Source organism: Bacillus sp. FSL R5-0576 (assembly GCF_038004765.1).
In the GTDB taxonomy this organism is placed as follows: Bacteria; Bacillota; Bacilli; order Bacillales; family Bacillaceae; genus Bacillus; species Bacillus subtilis.
Genome location: NZ_JBBORU010000001.1, coordinates 75,001 through 94,871, shown reverse-complemented (window position 1 = coordinate 94,871; position 19,871 = coordinate 75,001). Strand labels below are relative to the sequence as shown.

The 19,871-nt window shown below is 44.2% G+C and carries 18 protein-coding genes, 5 tRNA genes and 1 rRNA gene; 14 read left to right on the top strand and 10 right to left on the bottom strand.

The window, feature by feature from the left end; all coding sequences use genetic code 11:
- Window positions 1-16 precede the first annotated feature (16 nt).
- The 7 genes from rsiW to NX903_RS00540 form a co-directional block, all read right to left on the bottom strand.
- Window positions 17-643: an anti-sigma-W factor RsiW gene (gene rsiW, locus NX903_RS00570; RefSeq protein ID WP_003234951.1), complete on the bottom strand. Its 627-nt coding sequence runs from the start codon at window positions 641-643 to the stop codon at window positions 17-19.
- Window positions 644-656: 13 nt separating this feature from the next.
- A complete protein-coding gene (gene sigW / locus NX903_RS00565; RefSeq protein WP_014478649.1) occupies window positions 657-1,220 on the bottom strand; it encodes an RNA polymerase sigma factor SigW in 564 nt (187 codons plus the stop codon).
- A 230-nt stretch (window positions 1,221-1,450) separates the two neighbouring features.
- Window positions 1,451-1,522 (bottom strand) — tRNA-Gln (locus NX903_RS00560).
- Window positions 1,523-1,526: 4 nt separating this feature from the next.
- Window positions 1,527-1,611 (bottom strand) — tRNA-Tyr (locus NX903_RS00555).
- A gap of 22 nt (window positions 1,612-1,633) precedes the next feature.
- Window positions 1,634-1,706 (bottom strand) — tRNA-Thr (locus NX903_RS00550).
- A 4-nt stretch (window positions 1,707-1,710) separates the two neighbouring features.
- Window positions 1,711-1,786: transfer RNA gene (locus NX903_RS00545), tRNA-Val, on the bottom strand.
- Window positions 1,787-1,789: 3 nt separating this feature from the next.
- Window positions 1,790-1,864: transfer RNA gene (locus NX903_RS00540), tRNA-Glu, on the bottom strand.
- 178 nt (window positions 1,865-2,042) lie between these two features.
- Between NX903_RS00540 and NX903_RS00535 the strand changes: the two genes are divergently transcribed.
- The 13 genes from NX903_RS00535 to NX903_RS00475 all read left to right on the top strand — a co-directional run bounded on the left by NX903_RS00535 (window position 2,043) and on the right by NX903_RS00475 (window position 16,472).
- Window positions 2,043-2,498: a DUF523 domain-containing protein gene (locus NX903_RS00535; RefSeq protein WP_003234960.1), complete on the top strand. Its 456-nt coding sequence runs from the start codon at window positions 2,043-2,045 to the stop codon at window positions 2,496-2,498.
- 12 nt (window positions 2,499-2,510) lie between these two features.
- A complete protein-coding gene (locus NX903_RS00530) occupies window positions 2,511-2,993 on the top strand; it encodes a GNAT family N-acetyltransferase (RefSeq protein ID WP_014475628.1) in 483 nt (160 codons plus the stop codon).
- Between the two features lie 109 nt (window positions 2,994-3,102).
- Window positions 3,103-4,017 (top strand): N-acetylmuramic acid 6-phosphate etherase, encoded by a 915-nt coding sequence (gene murQ / locus NX903_RS00525; RefSeq protein WP_021481934.1) that lies wholly within the window; start codon window positions 3,103-3,105, stop codon window positions 4,015-4,017.
- 16 nt (window positions 4,018-4,033) lie between these two features.
- The gene (locus NX903_RS00520; protein WP_015252968.1) at window positions 4,034-4,885 is read left to right on the top strand and encodes a MurR/RpiR family transcriptional regulator; all 852 of its coding nucleotides are present in this window, start codon (window positions 4,034-4,036) and stop codon (window positions 4,883-4,885) included.
- 25 nt (window positions 4,886-4,910) lie between these two features.
- Window positions 4,911-6,278, top strand: a complete 1,368-nt coding sequence (locus NX903_RS00515) for a PTS transporter subunit EIIC (RefSeq protein ID WP_086343376.1) — start codon at window positions 4,911-4,913, stop codon at window positions 6,276-6,278.
- Window positions 6,279-6,333: 55 nt separating this feature from the next.
- A complete protein-coding gene (gene amiE / locus NX903_RS00510) occupies window positions 6,334-7,659 on the top strand; it encodes an N-acetylmuramoyl-L-alanine amidase (RefSeq protein ID WP_086343375.1) in 1,326 nt (441 codons plus the stop codon).
- A 27-nt stretch (window positions 7,660-7,686) separates the two neighbouring features.
- On the top strand, window positions 7,687-9,615 hold the full coding sequence (gene nagZ / locus NX903_RS00505; protein ID WP_086343374.1) for a beta-N-acetylhexosaminidase: 1,929 nt from the start codon (window positions 7,687-7,689) through the stop codon (window positions 9,613-9,615).
- Between the two features lie 13 nt (window positions 9,616-9,628).
- Window positions 9,629-10,873: an exo-beta-N-acetylmuramidase NamZ family protein gene (locus NX903_RS00500; RefSeq protein ID WP_086343373.1), complete on the top strand. Its 1,245-nt coding sequence runs from the start codon at window positions 9,629-9,631 to the stop codon at window positions 10,871-10,873.
- Window positions 10,874-11,063: 190 nt separating this feature from the next.
- On the top strand, window positions 11,064-12,653 hold the full coding sequence (btr, locus tag NX903_RS00495; protein ID WP_086343372.1) for a bacillibactin transport transcriptional regulator Btr: 1,590 nt from the start codon (window positions 11,064-11,066) through the stop codon (window positions 12,651-12,653).
- 90 nt (window positions 12,654-12,743) lie between these two features.
- Window positions 12,744-13,697: an iron ABC transporter substrate-binding protein FeuA gene (gene feuA, locus NX903_RS00490; protein WP_086343371.1), complete on the top strand. Its 954-nt coding sequence runs from the start codon at window positions 12,744-12,746 to the stop codon at window positions 13,695-13,697.
- A gap of 18 nt (window positions 13,698-13,715) precedes the next feature.
- On the top strand, window positions 13,716-14,720 hold the full coding sequence (locus tag NX903_RS00485) for a FecCD family ABC transporter permease (RefSeq protein ID WP_086343370.1): 1,005 nt from the start codon (window positions 13,716-13,718) through the stop codon (window positions 14,718-14,720).
- Window positions 14,713-15,723 carry an iron ABC transporter permease FeuC gene (gene feuC, locus NX903_RS00480; RefSeq protein WP_003234980.1) on the top strand — a complete coding sequence of 337 codons (1,011 nt, stop codon included), beginning with the start codon at window positions 14,713-14,715 and terminating at the stop codon, window positions 15,721-15,723. The genes NX903_RS00485 and feuC overlap by 8 nt, the downstream gene beginning before the upstream one ends.
- Entirely contained in the window at window positions 15,720-16,472 is a 753-nt protein-coding gene (locus NX903_RS00475; RefSeq protein WP_086343369.1) for an alpha/beta hydrolase, read from the top strand. Before feuC ends, NX903_RS00475 begins: the two co-directional genes overlap by 4 nt.
- 9 nt (window positions 16,473-16,481) lie before the next feature.
- Here NX903_RS00475 and NX903_RS00470 read toward each other — a convergent pair whose 3' ends face one another.
- Both NX903_RS00470 and NX903_RS00465 read right to left on the bottom strand, forming a co-directional pair.
- Window positions 16,482-17,402: a bile acid:sodium symporter family protein gene (locus NX903_RS00470; protein ID WP_072557088.1), complete on the bottom strand. Its 921-nt coding sequence runs from the start codon at window positions 17,400-17,402 to the stop codon at window positions 16,482-16,484.
- Between the two features lie 145 nt (window positions 17,403-17,547).
- A complete protein-coding gene (locus NX903_RS00465; protein WP_086343368.1) occupies window positions 17,548-18,984 on the bottom strand; it encodes a SulP family inorganic anion transporter in 1,437 nt (478 codons plus the stop codon).
- A gap of 441 nt (window positions 18,985-19,425) precedes the next feature.
- Between NX903_RS00465 and NX903_RS20915 the strand changes: the two genes are divergently transcribed.
- Window positions 19,426-19,602: a hypothetical protein gene (locus NX903_RS20915; protein ID WP_404310298.1), complete on the top strand. Its 177-nt coding sequence runs from the start codon at window positions 19,426-19,428 to the stop codon at window positions 19,600-19,602.
- Between the two features lie 147 nt (window positions 19,603-19,749).
- Here NX903_RS20915 and rrf read toward each other — a convergent pair.
- Window positions 19,750-19,865: ribosomal RNA gene (gene rrf, locus NX903_RS00455) — 5S ribosomal RNA — on the bottom strand.
- Between the last annotated feature and the right edge of the window lie 6 nt (window positions 19,866-19,871).

Genomic DNA, 19,871 nt, shown 5'->3' with positions numbered 1-19,871 from the left:
AAGCGGCTAACGCGCTTTACTCTTCTCCGTTCGGATTGAATGCATCGAGTACACTTTTCCCCGCAGACTTCATCTTGTACCATGTCCAGTCGAATAATTGATTGATTTCTTCAATCTGACCGGTGACTTGTCCAGCAGAGGCCATATACTTTTCGCCGTTTACGACGGTTACATCCCCGTCTATTTTGCCTTTAATAATCAGCTTGCCGTTTTTGACAGTGACATCACCTTTGACCGTCTCACCTTCTGGTACGGTCACAGTATGGTTATGAACCACAAGATTCGGCTGCTTGGACACGCTGAAATTGTGGTCATTATGCCAGCTGTTAAAAAAACCCCCGCCCATCAAAATGATGAATACCGCAGCAGCTGCGATAACGGGATGGGTTCTGAACCATCTTTTTACAGAAGCTCTTTTCTTCTCCTTAGGCAATTTTGCCATGACATTAGCGGTAAAATCCGCGGGGGCTTCGACATGCGATGTGCTCCGTACAAGCGCTATGGATTTCTCCATCTCGTAAAAATGCTTTCTGCATTTCTCGCATGTCTCCAGATGTTCATTTAATACGTGTTCATCTTTTGGAAGGATATCTCCATCAAGATGCATATGCATAAGCTGCACAATTTGTTCAGGACAGCTCATTTCATCACCCCACTTAAAGATCCCTTAATTGTTTTCTAAGAGCCTCTCTGCCTCTGTGAATCCGCGTTTTCACAGTCCCCACAGGAATGTTTAGAATCTCCCCGATTTCAATTAATGAGAGTTCGTCAATATACTTTAATACGATGACTGTTCTGTATTTGTCAGGAAGCTTTAAAATTTTCTGCTGTATCGTGTTTGAGAGCTCCAGCGACACAACTGCATCTTCAGGCAAAACACCATCTGCGGCGATTTGAGAATACATGGTCAAGCCTTCCGTACCAGCCACCTCTGCATCGAGGTAATAATCCGGCTTCTTTTTGCGAATGCGGTCAATGGTCAAATTGGTCGCGATTCGATAAAGCCAAGTTGAAAATTTCCGGTTAATATCAAAACTGTCGATATTAACGTACGCTCTGATGAAAGCTTCCTGTGCAATATCCTCCGCCTCATGCACATTGCCAAGCATACGGTAGCAAAGCTGATAAATTTTATCTTTGTAAATATCTACGATGTCCGCAAATGCATTCTGGTCGCCTTTTTTGACTTGTTTAATTCTTTTTTTAATCATCATTTCCATATTTATCTAACCTCTGCCTTCACCGGTCTGTATGTATACGAGCTTCGTTTCAAAAGGTTTCAATTTTTTTATAAAATAAGTTTATCAAATTTTTGGCAGGGTGTAGATGGTAATTCGTGAATAAACTACCTTAACATATTTTTAAAATTATTATACAGACTGAACAGTTAGAAGTTGGAATGATTTTCCCGAAAAGAAAAAAGACACCTTTTGATCAAAGGTGTCTGTGACTGGGCTAGCTGGATTCGAACCAACGCATGACGGAGTCAAAGTCCGTTGCCTTACCGCTTGGCTATAGCCCAATAATGGTGGAGGGGGGCAGATTCGAACTGCCGAACCCTGAGGGAGCGGATTTACAGTCCGCCGCGTTTAGCCACTTCGCTACCCCTCCACATAAAATTTTGAAAAAACAGTGCCGGCAAGAGGACTTGAACCCCCAACCTACTGATTACAAGTCAGTTGCTCTACCAATTGAGCTACACCGGCAAGATGGTGGAGGATGACGGGCTCGAACCGCCGACCCTCTGCTTGTAAGGCAGATGCTCTCCCAGCTGAGCTAATCCTCCAAATGGTGACCCGTACGGGATTCGAACCCGTGTTACCGCCGTGAAAGGGCGGTGTCTTAACCGCTTGACCAACGGGCCGTTGTGTTCTCGTCGAGCTGACAAAAGTTATTATATACAGGTCACCCCCTGTTTGTAAAGAGGAAAATTAAATTTTTTATTTTCAAACTTTTTAACTCCTTTTTTAACTGAAAAAGCCTCCCAACTAAAGCCATTTATTTTATGATAGAGACAAGCAAAGCAAGAGAGGAGAAACAATATGATTCTAGTCAGTTCCTGCCTTGGAGGCATTGAATGCAGATATAACGGCTCTCACGCAGCGTCGGAGAAAATCAGAAAACTCGTCGATGAAAAGAAAGCAGTTATGGCTTGCCCTGAACTTCTCGGCGGCTTCTCTACCCCACGCGAACCCGCAGAAATCATAGGAGGCACCGGCGAGGATGTCCTCAATGGAACAGCGAAAATCGTGACAGCTTCAGGAGAAGACGTCACAGAACTATATATGGAAGGCGCCGCGAAAACATTGGCTTACGCAAAAGAAATCAACGCTTCTGCCGTCATATTAAAAGAAAACAGTCCATCTTGCGGAAGCGGTTTTATCTATAACGGCACATTCTCTGGCAAAAAAATCACCGGCAGCGGAGTAACCGCCGCACTGTTAAAACAAGCGGGCTACCGCGTCATTTCGGAAAACGAGCTTAACGACATATTGTAAGGAGGCCACCCCATGACTCAAGACATTTCTTTATCCTTCTATAAGCCTGAACACTTGCCCGAGCTCCAATCATTCACGCTCACCAACGATGACAAACGCTTTACCTCCCTCCCGAAAGAGGTGCTGTCTCAGGCTCTGGGCATACAGGACCGATACCCGGTTGTCATCTTAAAAGACGACCTTCCAGTCGGTTTTTTCATTTTACATGCATCAAAAGAAACGCTTGCTTCTTATTCTAACAATCCATTTGCTTTACTGCTCAGCTCCCTGTCTTTAAACGCTGTGCATCACGGAAAAGGCTATGCGAAAAAAGCCATGCTTTTGCTTCCCGCTTTTGTGAGCGGATATTTTCCATGGTGCGACGAAATCATCTTGGCCGTCAATCATCTGAACATACGCGCAAAACACCTTTATATGAAAAGCGGGTTCCTTGATAAAGGACGGCGAAGAATCGGCCCGCTTGGAGAACAGTTGATCCTTCATCATTTCTTATAGTCTTGAGTGAAATAAAATTTCAAAAATTTAAAAACATAGTTGAAATATCATAACAGAGATGAATATACTGAATATTGAGATATATCATTTTAAAACAGGGGGCATCCTCATGTCAGAACCATTAAACCTTCACCGTCTTACAACGGAATCACGCAATAGCCAAACAGTTGAAATCCACAAAGCAAACACTCTCGGCATCCTCAAAATGATCAACAACGAAGATATGAAAGTCGCTGCAGCCGTTCAGGAGGTTCTCCCCGACATCAAAACAGCTGTAGACTGCGCATATGAATCGTTTCAAAATGGAGGCCGGCTCATATATACAGGCGCCGGCACAAGTGGCAGACTCGGCGTCATGGATGCTGTTGAATGTCCTCCCACCTACAGCGTAAGCCCAGATCAGGTCATCGGAATCATGGCTGGAGGCCCCAAAGCCTTTTTACAGGCAGCAGAGGGCATTGAAGACAGTGAAGAAGCAGGAGCTGAAGATTTAAGAAACATACAGCTCACTTCAAATGACACCGTCATTGCCATCGCAGCAAGCGGCCGCACACCGTACGCCGCAGGCGCCCTAAGATACGCCCGCAAAGTCGGAGCACACACCATCGCCCTTACTTGCAATGAAAATTCCGCCATCAGCAAGGATGCGGATCACAGCATTGAGGTTGTCGTCGGACCTGAGGCCATTACAGGATCAACACGTATGAAAGCCGCAACCGCTCATAAAATGATTCTAAACATGATATCTACCGCTGTAATGGTCAAAATCGGCAAGGTTTACGAAAACTTGATGGTAGACGTCAACGTCAGCAACAAAAAACTAAAAGAACGCGCCATCAGCATTATCCAAAGCCTTACAAACGCTTCATACGACACAGCCAGATACACTCTGGAACAAGCCGATCATCACGTCAAAACAGCAATCGTCATGCTCAAAACAAGCACAGATCAGAAACAAGCAAAGACATTACTCGATGAAGCAAACGGTTTCATTGACAAAGCAATCGAACATTACCATCCATGATAAGGAGAGAACTAGAATGGCCACAGGCGGTTTAGCGATCATCCAATCAATGAAGCATAAGCTCCCTCCATCCGAGCGCAAACTTGCAGATTATATCCTAGCCCATCCCCACAAAGCAATCGAAAGCACGGTCAACGAAATCAGCGCCTTAGCCAATTCAAGTGACGCTGCCGTCATCAGGCTCTGCAAATCACTCGGTTTAAAAGGATTTCAAGATTTAAAAATGAGAGTAGCGGGCGATCTGGCAAAGCCTACGTTTCAGGGCTACCGGGATATTGTTCCCCACGAGCCGCTGCCCTCCATTTCCGAAAAAACGGCCGGCAATGCCATTCAAGCCATTCAGGATACTTCAGACCTGATGGACTACAAAGAGCTTGAACGAGCGGTTTCTCTGCTTCTCAAAGCTCATACCGTGCATTTTATCGGCCTCGGGGCTTCCGGCATTGTCGCCAAGGACGCCCAGCAAAAGTGGCTTCGCATTCATAAACAAGCAACCGCGTTTACAGACACTCATCTTGTGGCATCTTTAATCGCAAATGCAGATAAAGACGACATCGTATTCGCCATTTCGTTTTCAGGAGAGACACAGGAAATCATTGAACTGTTTGCCATGGCCAAGGAAAAAGGCATCACAACGATCAGCCTCACACAATTCAGTCAGACATCCGTCTCCGCACTGGCTGATGTCCCTTTGTATACAGCCCATTCCAATGAAGCCTTGATTCGAAGTGCAGCCACTTCCTCCCGCCTCGCCCAGCTTTTTATAATTGATGTTTTGTTTTTAGGCATGGCGGCTGAGCAGTATGAAACGACAACCGGTTATATCGATAAAACGAGAGCAGCCATACAATCTATGAGAATAAAATAAGGCATCTTGAAGGGGAGGGGTTTTAATGAGCAAAGAAAATAACTACCATCATCTCGCACAGAAAATCCTTGAGCTATGCGGAGGAAAATCCAATATTTCTTCATATACGCATTGCATGACACGCCTGCGCATTACGCCTTACGATGAAAGCAAAGCAGATGCTCAGGGTTTAAGAAAGCTTGACGGCGTATTGGGGGTCGTTGAAGCTGAAACCTTACAAATTATCCTCGGCACAGGAGTCGTCAATCATGTTACAGCTGCTTTCTCAAAGCTCGTGTCAGCAGAAGAAGGTGCCGATGTCAAAGAAGCTGCGGCCAAAAAGAAAGCCGATATCAATCGAAAAAACGCCACTCCTTTTAAACTTTTCTTACGTAAAATTGCCAGCATTTTCATCCCTCTTATTCCCGCTCTAGTCGCTTCCGGTTTAATTACTGGGATTACCAAAGCAATTATTCAAGCAGGCTGGCTCTCTGCAGACTCACAAATTGCGGTTATCCTGACAGTCATCGGATCAGGGCTGTTCACTTATCTCGGCATTCTCGTCGGTATTAACGCTTCGAAAGAATTTGGCGGGACACCCGCACTTGGGGCTTTGGCCGGGATCTTGATTATCAATCCGGAGATCGCAAAAATCAGTTTATTTGGAGAAGAGCTTCTCCCGGGCAGGGGAGGTCTGATCGGCGTCCTTTTCGCAGCCATATTCATTGCTTACACCGAACAATTTATTCGCCGGTTTATTCCTCAATCACTCGATATCATTGTCACACCCACCGTTTCACTGTTAATCACCGGAATCGTAACGTATGTCGTATTTATGCCTTTAGGCGGATTCATTTCTGATGCCATTACATCCGGCCTTCTGTCCATCCTGGACATCGGCGGCATCGCTGCAGGCTTTATTCTGGGCGCAACCTTCCTTCCTCTCGTCGTAACCGGACTGCATCAAGGCTTGACGCCTGTGCACATGGAACTGATCAATTCAATTGGCAATGATCCTCTGCTCCCTATTTTGGCTATGGGAGGTGCAGGACAGGTAGGCGCGGCCTTTGCCGTTTTCATGAAGACGAAAAAAACAACACTGAGGAAAGCAATCGCCGGCGGGCTTCCATCGGGACTGCTCGGCATTGGTGAACCGCTTATTTTCGGAGTCACGCTGCCGCTTGGCCGTCCGTTTTTAACAGCATGTTTAGGAGCTGGAATCGGTGGTGCCTTTCAAGCGTATTTTCAAGTAGCCACCATTGCGATTGGTGTCTCCGGACTGCCGCTTTCCTTTCTAGTCCTGCCTTCGCAAATCATCCTGTATATCGTTGGGCTCTTTATTTCCTATGCGGCCGGTTTTTTATTGACCTATGCATTCGGATATAAAGATGAAATGGCTTCTCAGTTCGATTAAATGGTTCTGTTTTAGGGATAGTAAACGGGATAGAAGCACAGAAAGGGGCTAGCCTGTGAAAACAAAGACACTGTTCATATTCAGTGCCATTTTAACCCTATCGATATTCGCGCCAAATGAAACCTTCGCACAAACAGCAGACAACTTGGTTGAGCCGAAAACCATAAATGCAGAAACTGCACAATTCTCGACGAAGAAGCTAAGGAAGGTAGATCAGATGATAGAACGGGATATTGCAGCAGGATTTCCAGGCGCCGTTCTTGTGGTGGTGAAGGATGGACGCATCATAAAAAAAGAAGCATACGGCTACAGTAAAAAGTACGAAGGGTCAGAACTGCTGCGCCGTCCGGCCAAAATGAAAACCCGCACGATGTTTGACTTAGCCTCAAATACAAAAATGTACGCAACAAATTTTGCATTGCAGCGCTTAGTCAGCCAAGGAAAACTTGACGTCTATGAAAAAGTTTCTGCATATTTGCCGGGTTTCAAGGATCAGCCGGGTGACCTCATAAAAGGAAAAGACAAGATACGTGTCATTGATGTCCTCCAGCACCAATCAGGGCTCCCATCAAGCTTTTACTTTTACACGCCGGAAAAAGCCGGCAAGTACTATTCCCAAGAACGGGACAAAACGATTGAATATTTGACGAAAATTCCGCTCGATTATCAAACCGGGACAAAGCACGTATACAGTGACATTGGATATATGCTACTTGGGTGTATTGTCGAAAAACTCACTGGCAAACCGCTTGATGTCTACACGGAGCAAGAGCTCTACAAACCGCTCAGGCTGAAGCATACCTTGTACAATCCGCTGCAAAAGGGCTTTAAACCGAAACAGTTCGCAGCTACTGAACGAATGGGCAATACACGTGACGGCGTTATTCAATTCCCTAACATCCGCACAAACACGCTGCAAGGAGAGGTGCATGACGAAAAAGCGTTTTACTCAATGGATGGCGTGTCTGGGCATGCCGGATTGTTCTCAAATGCAGATGATATGGCCATACTGCTGCAAGTCATGTTAAACAAAGGTTCATACCGAAACATTTCTTTATTTGATCAGAAAACAGCCGACCTGTTTACAGCACCTTCAGCAACAGACCCGACATTCGCTCTTGGCTGGAGGCGGAACGGAAGTAAAAGCATGGAATGGATGTTTGGCCCTCATGCCAGTGAAAATGCTTACGGGCATACCGGCTGGACAGGGACAGTTACAATTATTGATCCAGCATACAATTTAGGCATCGCATTGTTAACAAATAAAAAGCATACACCAGTTATTGATCCAGAAGAAAATCCAAACGTCTTTGAGGGTGATCAATTTGCAACAGGCAGTTATGGAAGTGTCATAACCGCGATTTATGAAGCGATGGAGTGAATGATTAGACGATAGGAGGAAGTTTCTATGAGACCTGTCTTTCCGCTTATCCTTTCAGCCGTTCTCTTTCTTTCATGCTTTTTCGGGGCCAGACAGACAGAAGCCTCTGCATCCAAACGTTCAATCGATGCCAATCAGATTGTCAATCGTATGTCGTTAGATGAAAAACTCGGCCAGATGCTGATGCCTGATTTTAGAAATTGGCAAAAGGAAGGCGAGTCCTCTCCGCAAGCCCTTACAGAAATGAATGATGAAGTCGCCAGCCTCGTCAAGAAATATCAATTCGGAGGCATCATCCTTTTTGCAGAAAATGTAAAAACAACAAAACAAACTGTCCAACTGACAGACGATTACCAAAAGGCAAGTCCAAAAATCCCGCTCATGCTGAGTATTGATCAGGAAGGCGGCATTGTAACGCGGTTAGGGGAGGGCACTAATTTCCCAGGGAATATGGCACTGGGCGCAGCCAGAAGCAGAATCAATGCGTATCAGACCGGCAGCATCATCGGGAAAGAGCTCTCTGCCTTAGGCATCAATACAGATTTCAGCCCTGTCGTGGACATTAACAATAATCCTGATAATCCTGTAATCGGCGTACGGTCATTCAGCTCCAATCGAGAACTGACATCACGCCTCGGTCTATATACGATGAAAGGGTTGCAGCGGCAGGATATCGCGTCTGCCCTCAAACATTTCCCGGGACATGGAGACACGGACGTTGACAGCCATTATGGACTGCCGCTCGTTTCCCATGGCCAAGAACGGCTTCGGGAGGTCGAACTCTATCCTTTCCAAAAAGCAATTGATGCCGGTGCTGATATGGTGATGACAGCCCATGTTCAATTCCCTGCCTTCGACGACACCACATACAAAAGCAAACTCGATGGATCAGACATTCTGGTTCCAGCTACACTTTCAAAAAAAGTGATGACAGGTCTTCTTCGTCAGGAAATGGGCTTTAATGGTGTGATCGTTACCGATGCGCTCAATATGAAGGCAATCGCAGATCATTTCGGACAGGAAGAGGCTGTGGTCATGGCCGTAAAAGCTGGTGTCGATATTGCATTAATGCCAGCCTCAGTCACTTCAATGAAAGAAGAACAGAAATTCGCACGTGTTATTCAAGCTTTGAAAGAAGCCGTGAAAAACGGGGATATCCCTGAACAACAAATCAACAAATCAGTTGAAAGAATCATTTCCCTAAAAATAAAACGCGGCATGTATCCAGCGCGAAACAGCGACAGTACAAACGAAAAAATAGCCAAAGCCCAAAAAATCGTAGGAAGCAAGCGTCACCTCAAAGCAGAGAAAAAAATAGCTGAAAAAGCAGTGACCGTATTAAAAAATGAACAGCACACTTTGCCGTTCAAGCCTAAAAAAGGCAGCCACATCTTAATTGTTGCACCTTACGAAGAACAAACTGCTTCAATCGAACAAACCATTCACGATCTCATCAAGCGAAAGAAAATCAAACCCGTATCTGTCGACAAAATGAATTTTGCCAACCAAGTATTTAATGCCGAGCATGCAAAACAAGTAAAAAAGGCTGATTATATCATAACCGGCTCCTATGTCGTCAAAAATGACCCTGTCGTCAACGATGGTGTCATCGACGACACAATATCAGATTCAAGCAAATGGGCCACCGTGTTTCCGAGAGCTGTCATGAAAGCCGCACTGCAGCACAACAAACCATTTGTCTTAATGAGCCTGCGCAACCCATATGATGCCGCCAATTTCGAAGAAACAAAGGCACTGATTGCAGTCTATGGCTTTAAAGGATACGCAAATGGCCGTTATCTTCAACCTAATATTCCGGCCGGAGTGATGGCGATTTTCGGCCAGGCAAAACCTAAAGGCACACTTCCAGTTAACATCCCATCAGTCACGAACCCGGGGGACACCCTTTATCCATATGGCTACGGATTAAATATCAAAACGGGAAAACCGCTTTAATAAGGAGGGACACATGAGAAAAACAATATTCGCTTTTCTGACAGGGCTCATGATGTTCGGAACGATAACCGCTGCCTCTGCTTCACCCGATTCAAAGAATCAAACGGCTAAAAAACCTAAAGTCCAAACTGGTATAGACACGCTCTTGCCAGACTATAAAAAACAGCTCAAGGGAAAACGTATCGGACTGATCACCAATCCAACCGGAGTAAACGCATCTCTGAAAAGCAGTGTCGATATCCTTTACGAGAACCCGGATATCAAACTGACAGCTTTATTCGGCCCTGAACACGGCGTCCGAGGTGACGCCCAGGCTGGAGACGAAGTAGGCTCTTACATTGACGAAAAAACCGGGGTTCCCGTATACAGCCTCTACGGAAAAACGAAAAAACCGACTCCAGAAATGCTGAAAAATGTCGATATTCTAATGTTTGACATTCAGGATGTCGGGACCCGTTTCTACACGTACATTTATACAATGGCATACGCAATGGAAGCCGCTAAAGAAAACGGCATTCCATTTATGGTGCTGGACCGTCCAAATCCTCAAGGCGGGAATCATATTGAAGGACCAATTTTAGAACCTGAATACGCCTCATTTGTCGGATTGTATCCCATTCCATTGAAGCATGGGATGACGATAGGCGAATTGGCTTCACTGTTCAACAAAGAATTCAGTATTGATGCCGATCTTACAGTGGTAAAAATGAAACACTGGAAACGAAAGATGGATTTTGACGATACCCGATTGCCTTTCGTCCTCCCTTCGCCTAACATGCCGACGGTGGAAAGCACATTTGTTTATCCTGCAACCGGGCTGATTGAAGGAACAAATATATCCGAAGGGCGAGGGACAACAAAACCATTCGAATTGATCGGAGCTCCATTTATCAAAAGCACAGAACTTGAAGAAACATTAAACAGCCTCCATTTGCCGGGCGTAACATTTAGGGCAGCATCCTTCACACCGACGTTTTCTAAACATCAAGGAACGCTTTGCCACGGTGTGCAGCTCTATGTGACAGACAGAGATAAGTTTGAAGCCGTTAAAACGGGTCTTTCAGTCATTAAAACCATACACGATCTCTATCCTGAGGATTTTGAGTTCCTGTCAACAGGTTCATTCGATAAACTGGCAGGCAACGGCTGGATCAGGACAAAAATTGAAAATGGAACTTCGGTTGAGGACATCATAAACAGCTATGAAAAAACACTCCAACAATTCAGCAAAACAAGAAAAAAATATCTCATTTATTAGAACGTAAGCATCGTATGTTACACGTGTAACATATTCTTACTGAACGAAAGACCCTTACTTTTACACATAAGTAAGGGTTTTTTTCATGCTAAAAACCCACCCGCTTTATATAGGAAAACTTTCATTTATTTGGTACAATTTTTATTGAAAATGATTATCAATTGAAAGCTTCTGAAAAGGTGGTCTACTCGTGCAAAATGCAGTGATTTATCAACCGGTACAAATTGAATATCTAAAAAAGACAAGTGATCTCTTCTCAGAACAGCAATTAGCCGATTCATTCGTGCTGATTTTTCATTTAAAAGGAAACGGCTATATTTCGATCGGAACAAACACCAATCCTCTGCAAAAAAAGACACTTTATGTTTGTCCGCCTAACGAGACCTTTGGCTTTATGCCAGCAGCCGATGGACATATAGATGCCTGTCTGATCAGGCTTCAAAGCTATATCAAGGAAGCCGGCCAAGATATTTACACACCGTGCACAGAATCGGAATTAGCCAAACTGAAGCTTATGAATGTTTCACATATCGAAAATCTTGCAGTCCGGCTTCAAGAGCTTGCCGCACTATGGAATGAATCGTCTCAGCTTTCTCAGCTAAAATGTGTGATTGAAGTACAAAGCCTGATTTATGATCTTTTTACTGCCAGTTTATCTGATCAAACGGATACACATTCAGCAATCGAAAAAACAAAACACTATATCGAAACCCATGCCGATACAAAAATCACGCTTGCCCAGCTGTCGCAAATGGCAGGAATCAGTGCCAAACACTACAGTGAAAGCTTTAAAAAATGGACAGGACAGAGCGTAACAGAATTTATTACGAAAACACGAATCACAAAGGCAAAACGGCTCATGGCAAAATCAAACTGCAAATTGAAAGAAATCGCACACCAAACCGGTTATCAAGATGAATTTTATTTCAGCAGAATCTTCAAAAAATATACAGGCTGTTCACCTACAAGCTATATGAAAAAACGCCGAAAGAAAATCGCCGCATACGGAAGGGGCACAATGGGCTATCTCATCCCTCTTCACCACATACCTTTTGCGGCCGCTCTGCATCCGAAATGGACGTCTTACTACTATCAGCATTATTCGACAGATATACCCGTCCAGCTTAGTGCATACCGGTTTAATGAAAAGTGGGAAGAAAACCTGTACACGTTATCACAGGCAGAACCAGATGTGATTGTCAGCATGGATTCTATTTCTCCAGAAGAACAAGATCGCCTGAATCGCATCGCAGAAGTCATGTACCTTCCTTCAGAAGAAAGCTGGAGAACCCACTTTCTGCAAACTGCCTCATTTTTAAAGGAAGAGTCCGAAGCAGAAAAGTGGCTAGCGGATTATGACCAGCAGACAACAGCCGCCAAAAAAACACTTCAGCACGTTCAAGGGCTGCGTTTTCTCTTTTTGAGGCTGCATAAGCAAAACTTCTATCTGGCACATAACCGAAGTGTCCGCGAAGTTTTCTTTGGGGATTTAGGATTCAGCTCGGCAACAACGGCTGACACACCTTCAGAACAAGCGATTTCGTTAGAAAATATCGCAAATTACCAAGCTGACTGTATGATGCTTTTTCTTTTTAAAGAGCCGGAGACCATAGCTTACTACCAGCAATTACAGCAGACAGAAGCATGGCAAAACCTAAGCGCGGTACGAGATAACCGTGTTTATCTTCTATCCCTTGACCCGTGGAATGAATACTCAGCTTGCGGGCACGAACGCATTGTTCAGCAAACTGTTTCTTTACTATCCGGAGATTGTCCATGATAAATCAGAAATTTGTCCATGGTGTTATATCTGTTCATTCTCTATAATTCCAATTGATAATAGTTATCAATTGAACAGGAGGCTCTATAGATGAAAAAGATATCTCTTACCTTATTAATCTTGCTTCTCGCGCTGACGGCGGCAGCTTGCGGCAGCAAAAATGGATCAACTGCCAGCAAGGCAAGCGGCACAGCATCTGAGAAGAAGAAAATTGAATATCTTGATAAAACATATGAAGTAACTGTACCGACAGACAAAATCGCCATTACGGGAAGCGTTGAATCAATGGAAGACGCGAAATTGCTTGACGTTCATCCGCAAGGCGCAATTTCATTCTCCGGCAAATTCCCTGATATGTTCAAAGACATCACTGATAAAGCCAAACCAACCGGAGAAAAAATGGAGCCAAATATTGAAAAGATTCTTGAAATGAAGCCAGATGTTATCCTTGCTTCAACAAAGTTTCCGGAAAAAACGCTGCAAAAAATCAGCACAGCAGGCACGACGATCCCAGTTTCTCATATCTCTTCAAACTGGAAGGAAAACATGATGCTGCTTGCCCAGCTGACTGGAAAAGAGAAAAAAGCAAAGAAAATTATTGCAGACTATGAACAGGATCTAAAAGAAACAAAAACAAAAATCAACGATAAAGCGAAAGATTCAAAAGCGCTTGTCATCAGAATCAGACAAGGCAACATTTACATTTACCCTGAACAGGTGTATTTCAACTCCACACTATACGGTGATTTAGGCCTTAAGGCGCCAAACGAAGTAAAAGCTGCAAAAGCGCAAGAGCTGATTTCATTAGAAAAATTAAGTGAAATGAACCCGGACCATATTTTCGTCCAATTTTCTGATGATGAAAATGCAGACAAACCTGATGCCTTAAAAGATTTAGAGAAAAATCCAATCTGGAAAAGCCTTAAAGCAGTCAAAGAAGATCATGTGTATGTCAACTCAGTGGACCCTCTCGCACAAGGCGGCACAGCTTGGAGCAAAGTCCGTTTCCTGAAAGCGGCTGCTGAAAAATTGACACAAAACTAATTCAGAGTAGGTTTTTGTATGTATTCAAAACAGTGGACACGTATCATATTGATTACTTCTCCATTTGCTATAGCGCTGTCACTTTTGCTTTCAATCCTTTATGGGGCAAAGCATCTCAGCACAGATATTGTTTTTACATCTCTTATTCATTTCGATCCGGGAAACACAGACCATCAAATTATATGGCATTCCCGGATTCCAAGGGCTGCCGGCGCTCTGCTCATAGGGGCAGCCCTTGCTGTTTCTGGAGCGCTTATGCAGGGCATTACGCGCAATTATTTAGCTTCGCCATCCATTATGGGTGTTTCAGATGGTTCAGCGTTTATCATTACGCTTTGCATGGTTCTGCTCCCGCAATCATCTTCGATTGAAATGATGATATACTCTTTTATCGGCTCAGCGTTAGGAGCGGTGTTAGTATTCGGCCTTGCCGCCATGATGCCAAACGGATTTACCCCCGTGCAGCTCGCCATCATCGGCACAGTCACAAGCATGCTGCTCAGCAGCTTATCAGCGGCCATGTCGATTTATTTTCAAATTTCTCAGGATCTCAGTTTCTGGTACAGTGCCAGACTTCATCAAATGAGTCCAGATTTCCTGAAGCTTGCCGCTCCGTTTTTCCTGACTGGCATTATAATGGCCATTTCTCTCAGCAAAAAGGTAACCGCTGTATCATTAGGGGACGACATTTCTAAAAGCCTGGGGCAAAAGAAAAAAACCATTAAAATCATGGCGATGCTTTCCGTCATCATTCTAACCGGCAGTGCCGTAGCGCTGGCCGGAAAAATTGCGTTTGTCGGGTTGGTTGTTCCGCATATCACGAGATTTCTCGTCGGCTCTGATTACAGCAGGCTGATTCCGTGTTCCTGTATTTTGGGCGGAATCTTTTTAACCCTGTGTGATCTCGCAAGCAGATTTATCAACTATCCGTTTGAAACACCGATTGAGGTCGTAACATCCATTATCGGCGTACCTTTCTTCCTTTATTTAATTAAACGAAAAGGAGGGGAGCAAAATGGCTAAAAAATATGCATTGTTCATCGCTTTGATTCTTGTTGTCAGCTATTTCAGCTTAACGAGCGGATCATTTTCTGTTCGTCCTGCTGAGCTGCTCTCCACTCTTTTTCAAATCGACCCGAATCCGCAGTATGAAATTTTGTTGTTCGATTTAAGACTGCCGCGGGTTGTCATGGCTGCTATTATTGGACTCGGTCTTGGCATTGCAGGCGCTGTTATCCAGGCCATCACGAGAAACGGGCTTGCTGACCCTGGAATTCTCGGAATCAACGCAGGGGCAGGAGCCGGCATTGTAGCGTTTATGCTCTTATTCCAAGGCCAGAAGGAAGTGACATCCATAGCTGCAGCGATGGGAATGCCGCTCTTTGGATTGATAGGCGGGCTCATCGCGGCGATCCTGATTTACATATTTGCATGGCACAGAGGCAATTTAGATTCAGGAAGAATTATTCTGGTAGGAATTGCGATCAATTCAGGATTCAGCGCCCTGTCTTTGTTTTTATCTTTAAAAATGGACCCGCAAGACTATCAAATGGCCATGGTGTGGAAAAACGGAAGCATCTGGTCTGCCAACTGGACGTATATCACAGCCGTTCTCCCATGGATGCTGCTGTTTATACCGATTCTTATCGGCAAATCCCGCCTGCTCGACACCATTCGTTTTGATGAAGACACAGTCAGAAGCCTCGGCATTTCATCAAATAAAGAAAAAACCATCCTGCTCGTAGCCTGTGTAGCAATCATCAGCGCCTGTGTCTCCGTAGCGGGAAGTATGGCGTTTGTCGGCTTAATTGCTCCCCATATCTCACGGAGACTGGCTGGCGTCGAACATCGCTATATCCTGCCACTGAGCGGTTTAATCGGGATGCTTCTTGTGATAAGCGCAGACTTTGCTGGAAAACTGTTTTTTCAGCCCGCAGAAGTGCCCGCAGGCATCATTTTGGCGATCCTCGGAGTTCCTTATTTCTTATATCTGCTTTTCAAGCAAAAAAAGGGGGAGAATGCTTGAAAGGATCTCTTTCAGAACACAAAGCCGGCAACAGGAGGTTCACGCTGTACCTCCCTCCTTCCTACAGCACAGACAGCGGGGGATTTCCTGCTGTTTACGTGCAGGATGGCAGTTCTTTGTTCCAAAACCAAATCGAATTATTAGAAAGCGCATTTCAACAGCAAAAGCTCCCTGAACTCGTGCTGATCGGTATCGAACCCGAAAACCGGCTTGATGAATACACCCCATGGCCGGCTGCATCACTCAGTGATCGGTTCACGGACTTCGGCGGAATGGGATATCACTATCTGTCTGATATAACGAACCAGTTCATTCCGCTAATCGAAGAAAACTGGAACGTCACCAGGGAACCGCAGTCAAGAGGAATGATCGGTGCCTCATTAGGCGGCCTCATCTCAATGTTCGCCATATTAAAATATCCGTCAATGTTCGGGAAAATAGGCTCTATATCAGGTTCATACTGGTACGAGAACGCAGCGGAAACCATTCATATATCTTCTTTAAAGCCCGGCACTGCACGTGTTTTCATGTCTATCGGGAGTGAAGAAGGCCGTGAAAAACAATCCATTCAGCGACATATGCTGAAAAAAACAAAGCAAGTTCATCAAAGTCTAAAAGAAAAAGGCTTCACTGAAGACCAGTTGTGTCTTTCAATTGAAAAAGGAGCGGTGCACCACCGCAAGTATTTCTGCAAACAGTTCATCAACGCGCTCGAATGGCTATACGGAAAAAACCGCTCAACCCTATGAGCGGTTTTTTTATGCTTTCTGCAACATTGGTTTTAATTCAAAACGATTCAGCATATAGCCAAACAAAGCAGCCAATATCTGCTGAAACAGCATGCCGATCACAACAGGAACGGCAACCTGAGACGGGAAGAACGTAACGGCAAGAACTGCGCCGGCACTAATATTCCTCATGCCTCCCGTAAATATAAGAGAGACTATTTCCTCTTGCCGCCTTTTCATCATTTTTCCGATCAGCCAAGCAGCGGCATAGCCTGTTAACGCGATAAAGAATACCGTTACAGCTATTCCTGCAAATCTCAAATCAATGGATTTGAAATAAGGAGCAATCGCTGAACTGTTAATCGCAATCACTGCCATCAAACAAAGCTTTGAAAAAGGCGACAGCGCACTGCTCACAGACGCAGTTCTTTCTGGAGATGACATCTGATTAAACAGCATGCCCAAAAAAGAAGGAATCACGACCATTACAATCAGACCTTTCATCATTCCCCACACATCCATGTGAACCTGAGCGCCGGCCAGCAATGAAAGACTCAGCGGTACGATTAGCGGTGACAGCACAGTATCAACTAAAATAATCGAAAGTGTCAAACCGACATTCCCTTTGTACATCGCTGCCCAAATCAAGCTTGTAATCCCCGTAGGAATCACAACAGCCAATGTTAAACCGGTAATCGTCAAAGGATCACCTTTAAATATAAGATGGCCGCTGCCCCAAGCAAAAAGCGGCATGAAAATATGAAGAACGAATAGTGCAAGAATCATAGGGAGAGGATGAGACAATGCATGTCTCAAAGATTGAAAGTTCGCGCTCAAACTGCCTGCAAACGTAATAAAAGCAAAGATCCAAGGCACAGCCCATTCATACCCATTTAAAAACTGAGACAGCAGCACGCCCAACACCACACTAGTCGGCGTTAACAGCGGCATCACTCTCCCCAATACACGGTTCAGCTTCTGAAGCATCATATGCAAGTCCCCTATTTAAAATTTCTCTTCTCTCTATTATATCAATGCTGCTTAAGTGTATGTTATATAAAAAAGCCCAGATCTCATTCATCTGGGCTTCTCTATTTTATGCCATCTGTTTCATTAGAGATTTACTCGCTTTATTCAAACCTTTTAACTCAGCTTCAATGCCTTGTTCCTTAAACTTCGCAACAATCTTATCAAGTGCGGCCGCACCAGAATCGTCCCATACGTGAGCTTCAGTTAAGTCAATCACAACCCGCTCAATATCCTCTTGATATATAAACGCATTCGTAAGATCAGTCACTGACGCAAAAAAGATTTGCCCCTTCACTTGATACGTTCTAAGCTTTTGATCCTCTGCATGAGAAACGATTTTCAGCTTCGAGATTTTTGCTACAAAGAACACGGCACTTAAAAGAACACCGACAAATACACCCTTAGATAAGTCATCCGTCACAACAACCGTAACCACAGTCACAACCATGACAATCGAGTCCGTGAGCGGCGCTTTTTTGAGACCTTTTAAAGAAGACCAATCAAAAGTGCCGACAGACACCATAACCATTACAGCCACTAACGCCGCCATTGGGATTTTCACCACGACATGACTTAACACCGCAATTAAAAACATCAGAAAAACACCGGCAACAAATGCTGACAAACGTCCGCGACCGCCCGCTTTTGTATTAATGACAGATTGTCCGATCATAGCGCAGCCTGCCATTCCGCCAAAGAATCCAGTCACGATATTCGCAATTCCCTGTCCGCGGCTCTCTTTATTTTTATCACTGTCCGTATCCGTCATTTCATCAATAATCTGCGCTGTCAGCAAAGATTCAAGCAACCCGACAAACGCTAAAGCAATTGAATAAGGAAAAATAATTTGCAGTGTTTCAAAGGTAAACGGAACATCAGGGATTAAGAAATGAGGCAATGAACTAGAAATATTGCCCATATCACCAACCGTCCGCACATCCACATGGAAAGTGACCGCAATAATTGTCATCACAATAATCGCCACAAGCGGAGACGGAACAGCAGTCGTAAACCTTGGCAGCACATAAATAATAACCAACGACCCGGCAAGCATCGCATACATGCTCCAAGAAGCACCTTCAAACTGGGGAAGCTGCGCAGAGAAGATAAGGATCGCCAGCGCATTCACAAACCCGATCATCACAGAACGCGGGATGAATTTCATTAATCTTGCAATTTTACTGATACCTAAAATCACCTGAATAATGCCTGTCAAAATCGTAGCCGCAAATAAATACTGAAGCCCATGATCAGCAACCAGCGACACCATAACGACTGCCATTGAGCCTGTCGCAGCTGAAATCATGCCAGGTCTGCCGCCAAAAATAGAAATAATAATGGCGATACAAAATGACGCATAAAGACCGACCATCGGATCCACATCGGCTATAATAGAAAAGCCAATCGCTTCAGGTATTAACGCTAACGCAACTAAAATGCCAGCAAGAATGTCTTTTCGGATATTCCCGAACCATTGCTGTTTTAATGTAAAACTATTATTCAAATATAACGACTCCTTTTTAGTAAAAAATAAATCCGCACCATATCTATTGTATTGGGAGCTTTTTTATTTTACGGGAGAAAATGAAAAGAAAAACGACCGGGGAAAACGGGGAAACGTTGAGTATATTGTATTGAGGCAAGGAGTTGTCATACAAAGAGTATCATAATAAATTTTTATCAATTACGCAAGATGATTGCTGAAGAAAAAAATGGCTCAAATATAGTCTGAGACATTTTATCATATCCGGATGAAACCAAGAATCGTTTTAATGACAGTAATATCTTTTCTCTCATTTGGCAACCCGAGCCGGTTTCCAAAAAAATAACCTATCATCATTATCTCAGGCTGATAAATATTAGCGGCCTCATTTAACTCTGTATTTTGGCAATCAATAAAACAACTTTTGCAGGGATTATTCTTAGTTTTTCTTAGGACTTATTTATGGCCGGCATGTTCGCCATTATCTTAATTGTCACCAATCAATTTTATCATGGAAAAACAGATCAAACGACAGGCATGCTGCTCGCTGCCAATGGATTGGCGGCACTACCCTGCCAATTGCAGTCGGATGGATTCTGGATGAGTCTCCCGTTCAAACTGCATTTTGATTATTTATGACTCTCATGTTGATCATGCTGGGGATTGTATTGGGATTGAAAGTATTAGAAAACTTAAAAAGCAGAATCTTGATAAAATGTACCGAAGAAAAAAAATCAGTAGAGATATAAAACAAAAAACCCAGCTCAATGAGCTGGGTTTAAGCTTGCTTGGCGGCGTCCTACTCTCACAGGGGGAAACCCCCGACTACCATCGGCGCTGAAGAGCTTAACTTCCGTGTTCGGTATGGGAACGGGTGTGACCTCTTCGCTATCGCCACCAAACAAATT

Bases quoted from the DNA above. Each gene is read 5' to 3' on its own strand.
- rsiW (WP_003234951.1), bottom strand. From the start codon at position 643: ATGAGCTGTCCTGAACAAATTGTGCAGCTTATGCATATGCATCTTGAT.
- sigW (WP_014478649.1), bottom strand. From the start codon at position 1,220: ATGGAAATGATGATTAAAAAAAGAATTAAACAAGTCAAAAAAGGCGAC.
- NX903_RS00535 (WP_003234960.1), top strand. From the start codon at position 2,043: ATGATTCTAGTCAGTTCCTGCCTTGGAGGCATTGAATGCAGATATAAC.
- NX903_RS00530 (WP_014475628.1), top strand. From the start codon at position 2,511: ATGACTCAAGACATTTCTTTATCCTTCTATAAGCCTGAACACTTGCCC.
- murQ (WP_021481934.1), top strand. From the start codon at position 3,103: ATGTCAGAACCATTAAACCTTCACCGTCTTACAACGGAATCACGCAAT.
- NX903_RS00520 (WP_015252968.1), top strand. From the start codon at position 4,034: ATGGCCACAGGCGGTTTAGCGATCATCCAATCAATGAAGCATAAGCTC.
- NX903_RS00515 (WP_086343376.1), top strand. From the start codon at position 4,911: ATGAGCAAAGAAAATAACTACCATCATCTCGCACAGAAAATCCTTGAG.
- nagZ (WP_086343374.1), top strand. From the start codon at position 7,687: ATGAGACCTGTCTTTCCGCTTATCCTTTCAGCCGTTCTCTTTCTTTCA.
- NX903_RS00500 (WP_086343373.1), top strand. From the start codon at position 9,629: ATGAGAAAAACAATATTCGCTTTTCTGACAGGGCTCATGATGTTCGGA.
- feuA (WP_086343371.1), top strand. From the start codon at position 12,744: ATGAAAAAGATATCTCTTACCTTATTAATCTTGCTTCTCGCGCTGACG.
- NX903_RS00485 (WP_086343370.1), top strand. From the start codon at position 13,716: ATGTATTCAAAACAGTGGACACGTATCATATTGATTACTTCTCCATTT.
- feuC (WP_003234980.1), top strand. From the start codon at position 14,713: ATGGCTAAAAAATATGCATTGTTCATCGCTTTGATTCTTGTTGTCAGC.
- NX903_RS00470 (WP_072557088.1), bottom strand. From the start codon at position 17,402: ATGCCGCTGTTAACGCCGACTAGTGTGGTGTTGGGCGTGCTGCTGTCT.
- NX903_RS20915 (WP_404310298.1), top strand. From the start codon at position 19,426: ATGGCCGGCATGTTCGCCATTATCTTAATTGTCACCAATCAATTTTAT.